General features: G+C 37.2%; 12 protein-coding genes. 5 read left to right on the forward strand and 7 right to left on the reverse strand.

The annotated features are described in order from the left end of the window. Positions 1 to 27: 27 nt before the first annotated feature. Positions 28 to 450, reverse strand: a complete 423-nt coding sequence (locus tag RBU59_RS21000) for a Fur family transcriptional regulator (RefSeq protein ID WP_308144427.1) — start codon at positions 448 to 450, stop codon at positions 28 to 30. A 356-nt stretch (positions 451 to 806) separates the two neighbouring features. Between RBU59_RS21000 and RBU59_RS21005 the strand changes: the two genes are divergently transcribed. From RBU59_RS21005 to RBU59_RS21020, 4 genes are all read left to right on the forward strand, one after another. After that, positions 807 to 1784: a metal ABC transporter substrate-binding protein gene (locus tag RBU59_RS21005; RefSeq protein WP_308144428.1), complete on the forward strand. Its 978-nt coding sequence runs from the start codon at positions 807 to 809 to the stop codon at positions 1782 to 1784. 24 nt (positions 1785 to 1808) lie between these two features. Beyond that, positions 1809 to 2465 (forward strand): metal ABC transporter ATP-binding protein, encoded by a 657-nt coding sequence (locus RBU59_RS21010; protein ID WP_308144429.1) that lies wholly within the window; start codon positions 1809 to 1811, stop codon positions 2463 to 2465. A gap of 16 nt (positions 2466 to 2481) precedes the next feature. Further along, positions 2482 to 3285, forward strand: a complete 804-nt coding sequence (locus tag RBU59_RS21015; protein ID WP_308144430.1) for a metal ABC transporter permease — start codon at positions 2482 to 2484, stop codon at positions 3283 to 3285. Between the two features lie 191 nt (positions 3286 to 3476). Continuing rightward, on the forward strand, positions 3477 to 4376 hold the full coding sequence (locus RBU59_RS21020; RefSeq protein ID WP_308144431.1) for a helix-turn-helix transcriptional regulator: 900 nt from the start codon (positions 3477 to 3479) through the stop codon (positions 4374 to 4376). A 188-nt stretch (positions 4377 to 4564) separates the two neighbouring features. Here RBU59_RS21020 and RBU59_RS21025 read toward each other — a convergent pair whose 3' ends face one another. From RBU59_RS21025 to RBU59_RS21040, 4 genes are all read right to left on the reverse strand, one after another. After that, a complete protein-coding gene (locus tag RBU59_RS21025; protein WP_308144432.1) occupies positions 4565 to 5932 on the reverse strand; it encodes a GntP family permease in 1368 nt (455 codons plus the stop codon). A 23-nt stretch (positions 5933 to 5955) separates the two neighbouring features. After that, complete coding sequence (locus RBU59_RS21030) at positions 5956 to 6855, reverse strand: dihydrodipicolinate synthase family protein (protein WP_308144433.1); 900 nt, start codon at positions 6853 to 6855, stop codon at positions 5956 to 5958. Between the two features lie 149 nt (positions 6856 to 7004). Further along, complete coding sequence (ilvD, locus tag RBU59_RS21035) at positions 7005 to 8693, reverse strand: dihydroxy-acid dehydratase (RefSeq protein WP_308144434.1); 1689 nt, start codon at positions 8691 to 8693, stop codon at positions 7005 to 7007. Between the two features lie 40 nt (positions 8694 to 8733). Further along, a complete protein-coding gene (locus tag RBU59_RS21040; RefSeq protein ID WP_308144435.1) occupies positions 8734 to 9507 on the reverse strand; it encodes an IclR family transcriptional regulator in 774 nt (257 codons plus the stop codon). A 291-nt stretch (positions 9508 to 9798) separates the two neighbouring features. Here RBU59_RS21040 and RBU59_RS21045 point away from each other — a divergent pair, with 291 nt between their 5' ends. Then, positions 9799 to 10692 (forward strand): SPL family radical SAM protein, encoded by an 894-nt coding sequence (locus RBU59_RS21045; protein WP_308144436.1) that lies wholly within the window; start codon positions 9799 to 9801, stop codon positions 10690 to 10692. A gap of 13 nt (positions 10693 to 10705) precedes the next feature. Here the strand turns inward: RBU59_RS21045 and RBU59_RS21050 are convergent, their stop codons facing one another. Beyond that, a complete protein-coding gene (locus RBU59_RS21050; RefSeq protein WP_308144437.1) occupies positions 10706 to 12277 on the reverse strand; it encodes a ClC family H(+)/Cl(-) exchange transporter in 1572 nt (523 codons plus the stop codon). A 323-nt stretch (positions 12278 to 12600) separates the two neighbouring features. Beyond that, positions 12601 to 12963 (reverse strand): VOC family protein, encoded by a 363-nt coding sequence (locus tag RBU59_RS21055; RefSeq protein ID WP_308144438.1) that lies wholly within the window; start codon positions 12961 to 12963, stop codon positions 12601 to 12603. Between the last annotated feature and the right edge of the window lie 151 nt (positions 12964 to 13114).

The raw sequence follows: 13114 nt of genomic DNA on the forward strand, positions 1-13114 counted from the left end.
AAGGGAAGTCAGTTACAGGCTTCCTTTTTATTTTGTATTGGCCTTTTTGGCCGCACATTTCGGACATATTCCGAAGAATTCCAGATTGTGTCCGGTAATAACATAACCGGTTTCAGAGGCCAGATAATTCTCAAGACTTTCAAGGGGACAGGCATTAATAGGTATACTTTCATTACACAATGTACATATAAGGGAATGCCTGTGGGTGTGATTATTTATTTCATAATAAGTTTTACCATCCTGGTGCAGCGCCTTAATAATTACATTCTTATCTGCTAAAGCATTTAAAGCGCGGTATATGGTAGATATACTCATCTTCATATCTTTTGAAGTCAATTCAGCGATTTCTTCTGCTGTCAGAGCATTAGATGCAGCTTCTAATACAGATAATATAAGAATACGCTTTTTGGTTTGCTTAAGGTCTGCAGATTTTAATGTATTATTATCCAAGGTAGTTCACTCCTTTAAACCTGACATAGGATACTTTGTGTAAAGTATTCATTATTAACAAATAATAGTCTTAGTTAATAATCTATGTTTATTCTCTTAAAATCATAGAATACAGTTTGGCAATTGTCAAGAAGAAATAATTTATCGTATTTTAAACAAACCCGGTAAAATCAACTTTAACTATTCTAATTATTTTAGCCAATAAATTTCATCCTTGACAGTTTGAAAATATCGTAGTATATTAAATGCAAATGATTTGCATTTGCGTTTGTTTCTAAAAGCATATCATCTCATGGATGATAGTTCAAAAATTTATGAAAATTATAGCTTTATAAAGAAAGATACGGTGATTTAAAATGAAAAAAATTTTTAAGATATTAGTTGTTCTGACACTGATTTTATCCTTTACAGCCTGCAGTAAGCAGTCAAAGGTAAATTCCATAAAAAGTACGGAAGTTGTAACTGAAAACCTGAATAAGAAAAATGATTCAAAGAATAAGAAACTTGAGGTATATACCAGTTTTTATCCCTTATATGATTTTGCTGTGAAAGTCGGCGGGGATAAAGTTCATGTAACAAATCTTGTTCCGGCAGGTACCGAACCGCATGACTGGGAACCTGCTACAACAGATATTTTGAGTCTTGAGAAAGGGGATATACTGATATATAATGGTGTCGGTATGGAACACTGGATTGATCAGGTTACCTCTTCTCTTGAAAATGAAAGTCTCATATTAGTAGAAGCCTCCAAAGGACTTACTCTGTTAGAGGGAAAAGCAGAAGATGGAGAGAAGGAAAACAGTGAAGAAATTACAGCGGATCCCCATGTCTGGTTAAGTATCAGGAATGCAAAAAAGGAAATGGAAACGATTAAGGATACCTTTGTGAAAGCAGATCCGGATAACGCTGCTTATTATGAAGATAATTTTAATAAAAATGCTGCTGATTTTGAGACTTTGGATACCAAATTTAAGGATGAATTATCAGCATTAACCAACAAAGATATTGTTGTAGCTCATCAGGCGTTTGCTTATTTATGTGCAGATTATGGATTAAACCAGATAGCGATAGAAGGACTTGCGGCAGATTCTGAACCGGATGCAAAAAGAATGGCAGAAATTATTGACTTTGCAAGAAGCAAAAAGATTAAAACAATATTTTTCGAAGAATTAGTAAGCCCTAAGGTGGCAGAGGCTATCGCATCGGAAATTGGTGCTAAAACCGAGGTTTTAAATCCGTTGGAAGGCCTGACTCAGGAGCAGATAAATGCAGGTGAGGATTATTTATCTATAATGGACAAAAATCTGGAAGTTCTAGTGAGTGCACTGAAATAATAAAACAAGGGGCAGGAGGCAGTCATGGATAGTATTGAAATGAAAAACCTTAGTTTTGGTTATGAGGATGGATTAATTCTGAAGGATATTAATTTAAAGATTGAAAAAGGGGATTACTTAGGAATAATTGGTTCTAACGGAACCGGGAAAAGTACCCTGATTAAATTAATGTTAGGCTTACTGCAAACCAAAAACGGTACTATAAACAAGTCTGCCAAAAATATAGGTTATGTCCCGCAAGTCGGCTTATCGGTGAAGGGGGATTTTCCCGCAACAGTAATGGAAGTTGTGATGCTTAATTTATATAGCAGTGTCGGTATTTTTAAGAGGCCGAAAAAAAAGCACTATGATATGGCAGATAAGGCTTTAGGACTTGTCGGTATGTCGGAATATAAAGACAGATTAATCAGTAAATTGTCCGGAGGGCAGCAGCAAAGGGTCTTAATAGCTAAAGCCCTGGTAAATAATCCTGAATTATTGATTTTGGATGAGCCCATAGCCGGAATTGATTCGGAAAATGAGAAAAATATTTACCAATTGCTATCCCAATTAAATAAGGACAACGGAATCACCATAGTTATGGTAACTCATAGTATTCAGGGTGTCAAAAATAATATGAATAAGATTTATGAAATCAAAGATAAGAAATTACATTTAATACAGGCAGAAAGTAATCAGTAAGGGGGGACGATTTATTATGGATATGTTACTGCAGTATGACTTTATGCGAAAAGCATTTATCGTAGGTATTCTCCTGGCTGTTATTGTACCCTGTATTGGTATTATTGTAGTATTAAGGCGGTTATCCATGACAGGAGATGCTCTAAGTCATACGTCTTTAGCAGGTGTGGCCTTGGGACTCATTATGGGTGTGAATCCGGTATTAGGTGCATCCATAGCCTGTATCCTTGCTGCCTTTGGCATAGAGTTTATCCGCAAAAGGTTCCCTAAATATTCGGAAATATCCATTGCAGTGGTATTGTCCGCAGGTGTAGGATTAGCAGGTGTACTTTCCGGATTTGTAAGCAATACCTCAAATTTTAATAGTTTTTTATTCGGCAGTATTGTTGCTATTACTGATTTTGAATTGTGGCTGGTTATCGGAATCAGTTTACTTGTTATTATTGTTTTTCTTATGCTGTATAAAGAACTTCTCTATATGGCTTTTGATGAATCGGCTGCCCAGTTGTCCGGAGTACCTGTCAGAACCATTAATATCGTATTTACCATATTAACCGCCCTGACCGTATCCATAGCCTCCAGAACAGTAGGTGCACTTATTATTTCATCCTTAATGGTTATCCCTGTTACCTGCGGAATGCAGTTCGGTAAAAGTTTTAAACAGACCTTGTTATACTCTATTATGTTTGCCGTTATCTTTACCATAGCAGGTTTAACCTTATCCTATTACAAAGGGTTAAAACCGGGTGCTACTATAGTATTAACCGGAGTTGTTTTTCTTCTGTTAACATTTTTGTTAAAAGGTAAGAAAAGTAATTAAATCATAATTTAATAAATGCATTTTAATGCATGATGATATGATAACAGCATTAGCAGCAGTTCAAGAGTTTCTCTTGGATGAAATAACTTAATGAATAGTTAATGTTATCGTTATAAAAAATATAATAGAATAGTAAAAATTTTGACATCATATTGTCACAGGATAATGTTTCAATGTGTTTGGGTGATAATATGCAGGTAAATCGATTATTTGAAATCGTATATATTCTATTAAATAAAAATTATATAACGGCCAAAGAACTGGCAGAACATTTTGAAGTATCCGTACGCACCATCTATAGGGATATTGACGTATTATGTCAATCAGGTATTCCTATTTACACCAGTAAAGGTAAGGGTGGCGGTATTGGATTACTGGATAATTTTGTGCTGAATAAATCTGTATTATCAAAAGTGGAGCAGGAGGATATCCTGTCTGCACTTCAGGGATTAAGTGCTACTAATTATCCGGATTTAGATAAGGTGCTGAATAAGTTAAGCAATCTATTCGGAACCAAACAAAATAATTGGATTGAAGTTGATTATTCCGACTGGAGTGACAATCAAAAGGAAAAATTTAATCAAATTAAAACTGCTGTATTACAAAAAAAAGTACTCCAGTTTGATTATTACAGTACCTATGGGGAGAGAACCAGACGAGAGACAGAGCCTCTTCAATTATGGTTTAAAAATAGAACATGGTATTTAAAAGCTTATTGCAGAGCCAAATCTGATATAAGAACTTTTAAGCTTAATCGGATGAAAAATCTGAATGTTCTAAATGACACATTTACAAGAGAAATGCCATTGGATCAGTCTGGCATGCTTAATGTGACGTCTGTTACCAATATGGTGACCATTAAAATGAAGATTTCAGCGACTCAGGCTTATCGTGTTTATGATGAATTTGATGAAAATCAAATTCATAAAGAGAAGAAGGACAGTTTTATTGTAACTTTTTCATTTCCGGAAGACGAATGGGTATATGGATATATTCTATCTTTTGGTAACTATGCGGAAGTATTGGAGCCTGTCCGTATCCGTGAGATCATAAAAAACAGATTACAGGAGACTTTATCTATATATAAATGATATAGCAAACCATATCATAAATAACAACAGGATTTCTTTAAAGTAAGTCCCACGCTTTTTAGCTGAGCGTTAAGGACTTACTTATTTTCAGTCGGAGTGTATCTCCGACTGAAATGCCTGTGTCGCAGGGATAAGGTAGAGCCGCAGCACGGCGGACCTAATAATATCGCTTTGATTATAGAATGATTTTATAACAATCCAGGCAGAACGCCTTGGAAAATTGATAATATACAAACAAAAATGAGACATGTCACCCCGGCAATAAATCCTCCGATACTCCAGGAGCGAATCGTATCCGGTACAGAGATTTTATAAAATCTGTTAATAGCCCAGAATCCGGAATCATTGGGCAGTGAAAGACCGATACCGCCGGCACAGATTGCAATACCGCAAAGCACCGGAGATATACCGCTGGCCACTATGGTAGAAGATAACATAGAGGAAGTGGTAATAAGGGCAACACCTGTGGAGCCTTGTGCACATCGTAAAACTTGAGAGATAATAAAGCAGAGCACCAATACAGGTACATGGAATCCCAGAAGGGTCTGTGACAAATAGTCTGCGATACCGGTAGTCTGTAGAACTTTTCCGAATGTACCGCCTGAACCGGTGATAAGTAATACCAGTCCTACTTGGGCTGCAGAGTCGCTCATAACAGTTTCTACGGATTTTTTCAAATATGGTTTTGATATCAGAGCCGCATAAATAACACCAATTAGCATAGCAATATTTTTATTTCCAATGAAACTGATAATAGTAAGAGCAATTCCACCTTTGATAAGCAGAGTTCCGAAACTTCCTATGAGAATCAGTAAAATAGGGAGAATTAAAATGGAGATTGCCTTACCAAATGTGATTCTGTTACTGTTTTTAGCATCCTCCAGCATTTTTTCGTCTTCTTCCAGGTCCTTAAAGTCGTAAACATACTTTACTTTTCTATCACGTTTTTCTACCCATCCACCATACAGGACACCTCCGACCAGAGATCCGACAAAACCAGTAATTAATGCATACAGAAAAAACACTCCCACGTCCAATTGCAGTTGTTCTGCTACTGCCATTGGATTCGGTGTCGGAATAACCATGGCTCCCGTACATACGGTGGATACTGTCATGGCTGTTACCAGTGACATGATTGGTACGGAAGTTTTATAAGAAATCAATCTCACCATAGGTGCATACATAATATGTACAATATCTCCAAAAACAGGAATACCGGTCAAAAACCCTGATATGGATACGGCTAGCCTGGAGCGTTTACTTCCAAATTTACGCAGAAACGTATCGGCCATAACATCCGTTCCGCCCGATTCAAATAAAAACCTTCCGAGCATAACGCCCAGACCAATGATGACCCCGATACTCCCCAGAGTACTGCCGAATCCGTTTGTAATTGATGAAGTAATATCCTCAATGGGCATTCTGACCATTAAACCGGTAGCTATGGTTGTAGTCAGTAATGCGATAAATGCATTTAAGTGAAATTTTATAATTAATATCAGTAAGAGTGCAATTGCAATTAAAAAAGCTGCCATAAGTCCCCAACCTTCTAACATTTTTAACATCCTCCTTTTGGTATCTAAACCAATCCTAAATTTTTCATACCTTTTATTATTATTTCTGTTTCTCCATCTGTCAGATCTCTGAATGGAAATCTGGCCCGTCCCATACGAAAACCATAAAGCTCCAATGCTTTCTTATGAGCCATGACAGGCATTACCGAACGGAATAGTTCCCGCATGGACATAATCTTATTTTGGGCTATTCTTGCGGCGGGCATATCATTTTCCATGAATTTTTCATATATTTTAGAGGCTTCACCCGGGCAGACGCCTGCCGCAGCGATAATTCCTCCGGATGCTCCTGCCTGTAAAGCGGCCAAAACCTGTGCGTCATTTCCTGTAATAATCTCAAAATCTTTTTTATCCACCACGTTTTGGTATTCTAAAATAGTCATAAAGTCCATGCTGCTGTCTTTAATTCCTTTTATATTATTACAACTCTCTAATAATGTTTTTAATATTACTGCTGTAATGGGGTTTTGTGTCATTCCGCTCATGTTGTAAAGATACAGCGGCATATCACCGGTATGCTCCGATACAGTCTTAAAATACTCTGTCAGGGTATTGGTATCATATTTGTGATAATATGGTGCGGTTACCGAAACACTGTCAGCTTTCCGGCTTTTTGCATACTCAATTAAGCGGTCCAGATCCCGCAGGTTCATAGCAGTAATGTTAAACATAACACTTGTTCCCTCAGCTGCCCCTTCTTTGGCTGCAATGAGCAATTCTTCTCTTTCTTCCAATGTCAGGTTGATAAATTCACCGGAGGTTCCACAGACAAATATGCTGTGTACTCCATTTGTTGTTATATATCTGATTAATTTTTCATATTCCTTATAATTGACACCGCCATTATCACAAAAAGGGGTCAACACCGGAGCTGAAATCCCAGAAAATTTATTTGTACTCCTCAAATTTAATCGTCTCCTATGGTTTTACCCCGAATTTAACATCTCAAATCTTGTATTATTTTAGATTTTCTTCTATAATAAAGATGAGAATGCCTCTTTGAAATCTGTTTGTTAACCGGCCAGTCAACATGTACTTATTTCAGGGGTATTCTTTATTTTAAAATTGCTCCTTCATCCGCAGAAGAAACACTGTTTGCGTATCGGTATAAATAACCATCTTTCACTTTAGGAGTGAATGGTGGAAGTTTCTCAAGCCGTTCTTTTATTTCCTCATCGGATAGAGCGACCTGAATTAACCTTTTATCAATATTAACTGTTATCATGTCACCATCTTTAAGAGCAGCGATGGGACCTCTCTGTGCGGTTTCGGGTGATATATGTCCGATACATGGTCCTCTGGTTGCTCCGGAAAATCTGCCATCCGTTATAAGCGCAACCGTTTCTGAATATCCCATACCTACTAACGCAGCGGTTGCAGTAAGCATTTCACGCATTCCAGGGCCACCTTTTGGGCCTTCATTCCGTATGACAATCACATCTCCATGTTCTATTTTTTGATCATAAATTGCTGCCGTTGCTTCTTCTTCACTTTCAAAGCACCGCGCGGGTCCGGTATGGACTCTCATGTTTTTTACAACAGCAGCCTGCTTTACCACACAGCCTCCGGGTGATAAATTACCGCGCAAAACTGCAATAGACCCTTCTTTCGCATAAGCATCTGCGACCGGATGGATTACCTCATGGTCAAGCTCAACAATATCCCGGAGATTTTCACGCAGGGTCTTTCCATTTACGGTCATCCGATCCAGGTTCTCTGTATCTGCAAATTCCCTAATAACGCCATATACACCTCCGGCCTTATAAAGATCCAGCATTGTATGATGCCCGGACGGTTTAATTTTAGCTAAATATGGTGTGTTACTTGAAATTTTTTCAATTTCATTCAGGGTCATATTTAACTTTGCCTCATGTGCAATAGCGGGCAGATGCAAGGTTATGTTGGTGGAGCCTCCTGCACTTAAGCAGATTTTTGCAGCAAATTCCAGCATCTCCTGATTTACAATATCCCTTGGACGGATATTCTCTTCCACAAGACGGACAATCTCTATACCGCTTTCTTTTGCGATCCGGTTCTTTTTCCCGCTTACTGCGTGTGCGCAGGCGCTGCCGGGAAGCGTCAGCCCCATGGCTTCGGCTGCCACGGACATGCTGTTCGCTGTACCCATCATAGCGCAGGAACCCGGCCCCGGGGACATCAACCCCTCCATATGGTCATATTCTTTTCTGGAAATATCACCTTTCATCAATTTTCCAGCCATTTCTTTTAATTCATAAGTGGCATAAGTTTTTCCCTTATATTCGGCCGGAAGCATAGGACCTCCGGTTACCAGAATTGCAGGAATATTGATTCGGAGCATTGCCATGAGCATAGCTGGGACAATCTTATCACATCCTCCAATTAATACAATTCCATCCAATTGATGTGCATTGACGTAAACCTCAATGGAATCCGTTATTACTTCTCTGCTTGGGAGAACACTGCACATTCCTACATGACCCTGTGTAAATCCATCGCAAATAGATATGGTATTTACTTCAAAAGGAATACCACCGGCAGTTCTTACCCCATCCTTTACCAATTCTCCGATTCGTTTTAAATGGATATGACCCGGATGCATTTCGTTAAAGGTATTAATTACTCCAATAAACGGGCGCCTTAATTCATCGTCATTAAATCCCATTCCGCGAAAATGGGCTCTGGGTCCAGCCATGTTTAATCCATTTACGACTTTAGCACTCCGATATTTATTATCTTTGTAATCGAAATCCATACCCTCCATATTTTTTAAACCTCCTTTTATAAAATCTATGCTACAAGCATCACAAAAGCTTATTTGTGATGCTTTGTGCCGCTTTCATTACATCATCCAGATAGGATAATGCTTTTTCTTCCGTAAATCGGTAGTCCGGTGCCGCGATTCCAATTGTTCCGACACATTTACGGTCATGAGAAAATATAGGCGCTGCCAGACATATAATATCCTGGTTATGTTCTTTTATATCCATGGCATATCCCTGTATCTTGATTTTTTTTAGTTCTATCTCCAATGTACGGCGGTCGGTAACGGTATTCTTAGTAAACTGGTTTAAAGTTATGTTTTTAAAATATCCGTCCAGCCAGCTTTCATTCTGGCAGGATAAAAGAACTTTACCACTGCTTGTACAGTATAGAGGTATTCGCCAGCCCACTTTTGACTTTAACGCTATCTGGTTTTTTGCCTCCATTTTGGCTATATAAACACCCTCATAACCGTTTAAGGTTACCAAATTCACTGTTTCACCGGATAAGTTGTTTAAATAAGCCATTTCTTCTCTGGAAATGTCTGCCAGGTAATCCGTAACCTGTATTTTCATGGATAAAGCAACTGATTCAAAACCTAATTTAAATTTCTTTTGTTTCTCGTCTTTTACCACGAAACCGCATTCCATTAATTCGTTTAAAATTCTATGAATCGTACTGGCGCTTAACCCGGTAATCTTACTTAATTCAACAATGCTTGTATAATCTTCCGCTGATGAAATAGCAATAATGATCTGCATTGACTTAAGTGAACTGCATTGAAGCATTTTTTTCTGTAATTCTTCTTGTTTCATCTTATACCCCCCTCTTATATTCCATATATGGAATATAAATTCCATATATGACTTATATGGTATATATTACTATACAAATAAACAGTAGTCAATCACAATTTATAAAAAGTAACCAATTTTTTTTCTTTTTTGTAATCGTTTTTATAAATAAGGTTATAACTGCAAAATAATTAGGGGAAATATCAATGAATCAATAATTTTGATATATGACATACAGATGACATATTATATTTGTTAATATATAATAGGAATAATAAGATAATAATTTGAAATTTGATAGGGGGAGGAGTTATGCAATACATTCCTGCTAAAACAATCATAACCAAGACAAAAAATACTTCCTGGTTTGGAACGGATTACAATATGAATATCTATAAAGGATGCTGCCATGGCTGTATATATTGTGACAGCAGAAGTGACTGCTACCGGGTTGATCAGTTTGATACAGTCAGGGCAAAAGATAATGCCCTGGAAATTATTCGGGATGAACTCAGGCGTAAGGTTAAGACAGGAGTCATTGGTACAGGGGCAATGAGTGATCCATATAATCCCTTTGAGAAAGAGCTTAGTTTAACCAGGCATGCACTGGAATTAGCGGATGCTTTTCATTTCGGTATTGCTGTTGCCACAAAAGGTACTTTGATAACCCGGGATATCGATATCCTGCAGTCTATAAAAGAGCACTCTCCGGTTATCTGTAAAATAACAATAACGAATACGGACGATGCCATATCCGGATTAATAGAACCGAATACGGCTCCATCCTCCCAGAGGTTTGAGGCAGTCCGCAAACTATCTGAGGCCGGAATTTTTATCGGAATTTTGTTTATGCCGGTACTGCCTTTTATCAGTGATAACAAAGAGAATATTGTAAGTATGGTGTCCCTCGCCAAGAAAAACGGAGCGAAGTTTATCTATCCGGCATTCGGTGTAACACTTCGTAATAACCAGCGGGAATATTTTTATGAGAAACTGGACGAAGTTTTCCCAGATTTAAAAATGAAGTATATCAGTCGTTATGGCGACAGATACCAATGCACCAGTCCTAATGCAAGGGAATTGTATCGTCTGTTTGCCCATGAGTGCGAGGAAAATCATATATTATATAATATGAAAGATATTATTGCCGGTTATAAATCAGGATACGAATATAATCAGTTATCTCTATTTGATAATATATTTTAAATAATTTGTTGAATTAAGTAGTGACAACTTCGGTGAGCCTTATTCTTAAGTCTGCTTCGGAGTTAGTATCTGTAAGTAAAACCAGGTAATCTCCTGCTAAAATTTTGGTATTCCCTTTTGGGATAAACTCGTGCTGGTTTCGTTTCAAAGCAATAAGCAGACAGTTATGAGGGAGATCAAGCTCTTTGACTAATTTATTTTCGGCCAGAGAACCATGATGAACGATTGTTTCTATCGTAATTTTTTTATCAGAACCTAAGGGATCCGTATGGATTCCTTTTTCTTTTAATTGATTATCCAATAAGGAATCATAGACAGGTGGACTTTTTAGTAAATCTGCAACTACATAGGACAATATGGATACGATTGTTAACGGCAGCAAATGAGAAAAGGATCCTGTCATTTCAATCAGTAAGATTACACCGGTAATGGGTGCTCTTACAATGGAAGTAAAAAAACCCACCATGGATAGAATTACAAAATTATAAAACAGATTTTCATTATATCCAAGTAAGTTAACAGCGATATTTCCGCAGATTGCTCCAATAGAAGCTCCCATAATGAGAAGAGGAAAAAAGATACCGCCGGGTGCACCGGAGCCGAAGCTGATCATAGAAAAAATGAATTTTATGATCAATACCAGAAGTAAAAATGAAATCGGCTGGGATAAGTTGATTTCTCCAATTATTTCATGACCTCCTCCTAAAACGATTGGAAACACCAGGCCTAGTATTCCGGCAAGAAGAAAAGGAAAGATTATTCTGGTTTTGGTATTTAACCAGCCGCATTTTTTATATAACGATTGTGATAAGAGAAGAATACGGTTATAGAAAGCACCTGCAACACCAAGAATTGCCCCGAGGAGTATTAAAAGCCAGTACCCATCTAGAGGAATACTGTCACTTAATGTAAATTGAAATACCGGATTCATACCAAAAACTAATTTGGATACATAATCTGCCCCAACGGCAGAAATCATGGTAGATAATAAGATAACAGGAGAAAAATACTTAAATATCTCTTCCATTGCAAACATTGCTCCGGCTAATGGCGCATTAAATGCAGCAGCAAGACCTGCACTGGCACCGCTGGCAATCAGTATTTTCTTTTCCTGTCTGGTAGACGCAATTTTATTTCCAAGTCCTTCTGCGATACCGGCGCCAATCTGAATGGAGGGGCCTTCCCGGCCCAGAGAAAGTCCTGCCACAATGGATAAGGTGCCGCCTAAGAATTTACCGGTTAAAGTTCCAATCCAGTTATTTTTAAAATATCCCATTATAATCCCTTTCACCTGGGGAATACCGCTTCCGCTTATCATTTTGAATTTATTTACAAGCAGTCCGGTAATATAACCTAACAAAGCGAGCAATAAAAACAATACCGGAAGTAAAGAAAGGTGTACTTTAAAATAAGCATATAACTGAAAACTGATTTCTTCTGCTTTACCCAGGATTAATCTGTAAAGTGTCGTTACCGAACCTGCCAGCAATCCTACCAGTACACTTTTAAATATAATATGTATTCGATTTGCATCTGAGTTTATAACGGATTTGTAATTATTTTTGAATTTCATTTTAGTATCCATAACACTGTCCACCTGCGTTGTCTAATTATTTTCTCTTGATAAACAGAGGTTATATTTCTCTGTTTTTATACACAAGACTAAATTATAGACCTTTGCTAAGGTGGTTTCAAGTAATTTTTTTTAAAATAATCGCTTATTAGTTTCGCAAAATTATATGGAAGTATAAAGCAGGGGTTATTGCAATATAATAATTATGATTAAGATCATATAATTATTATTTTGCAATAACCCCTAATGTTGGATAATTGAGAAAATTATGAAGGTATATAGTTATAAAATATATCAAATATTAACACGGACCTACTTGTCCAACTGTTATAATACTACAGATCTTCAGCAAATTGTATCTTTAATCCGTTAGGATCCAGCACATAGATAAATTTTACATGAGGGTTAGGGCTGAATGGACCGCTATGAATGGAAATATTATTTTCTTTTAAGAAAGTCATCATTTCATCCACTGACTTAACTTCAAATCCAAGAGAAATGTCAGCACCTATAGTAACCGATGAATTATTTTTATTATGAATTAATTCAATTTTTGTTTCACCTTCGCCCAGAAAAGTGATTTCAGTATCCGGACCGGCCTGAAAGCTGCGGTCAATTTTAAGCCCTACGATATCCCGATAAAACTTTACAGACTCTTCCATGTTATTAACCTGAATGGTACACCAATTAAATTTCATTTTAACATCTATCCTTTCTTTTCCAATCTATTATAATTAAATATATCATATTATTTGTGCCAATACAAGAAAGGATCACCTTGCTTTATTTTATTCTCAGAAAGTAGAATGGCTGTTAGAGATCAATGTCAAATCGACCTGGGATTCTTAA

Origin of the sequence: Anaerocolumna sp. MB42-C2 (assembly GCF_030913705.1) — a bacterium.
In the GTDB taxonomy this organism is placed as follows: Bacteria; Bacillota; Clostridia; order Lachnospirales; family Lachnospiraceae; genus Anaerocolumna.

What these genes read in the sequence shown, in the direction of transcription:
- RBU59_RS21020 (WP_308144431.1), top strand. Translation starts at nt 3,477, where the DNA reads ATGCAGGTAAATCGATTATTTGAAATCGTATATATTCTATTAAATAAA.
- RBU59_RS21040 (WP_308144435.1), bottom strand. Translation starts at nt 9,507, where the DNA reads ATGAAACAAGAAGAATTACAGAAAAAAATGCTTCAATGCAGTTCACTT.
- RBU59_RS21010 (WP_308144429.1), top strand. Translation starts at nt 1,809, where the DNA reads ATGGATAGTATTGAAATGAAAAACCTTAGTTTTGGTTATGAGGATGGA.
- ilvD (WP_308144434.1), bottom strand. Translation starts at nt 8,693, where the DNA reads ATGGAGGGTATGGATTTCGATTACAAAGATAATAAATATCGGAGTGCT.
- RBU59_RS21005 (WP_308144428.1), top strand. Translation starts at nt 807, where the DNA reads ATGAAAAAAATTTTTAAGATATTAGTTGTTCTGACACTGATTTTATCC.
- RBU59_RS21050 (WP_308144437.1), bottom strand. Translation starts at nt 12,277, where the DNA reads ATGGATACTAAAATGAAATTCAAAAATAATTACAAATCCGTTATAAAC.
- RBU59_RS21015 (WP_308144430.1), top strand. Translation starts at nt 2,482, where the DNA reads ATGGATATGTTACTGCAGTATGACTTTATGCGAAAAGCATTTATCGTA.
- RBU59_RS21045 (WP_308144436.1), top strand. Translation starts at nt 9,799, where the DNA reads ATGCAATACATTCCTGCTAAAACAATCATAACCAAGACAAAAAATACT.
- RBU59_RS21025 (WP_308144432.1), bottom strand. Translation starts at nt 5,932, where the DNA reads ATGTTAGAAGGTTGGGGACTTATGGCAGCTTTTTTAATTGCAATTGCA.
- RBU59_RS21055 (WP_308144438.1), bottom strand. Translation starts at nt 12,963, where the DNA reads ATGAAATTTAATTGGTGTACCATTCAGGTTAATAACATGGAAGAGTCT.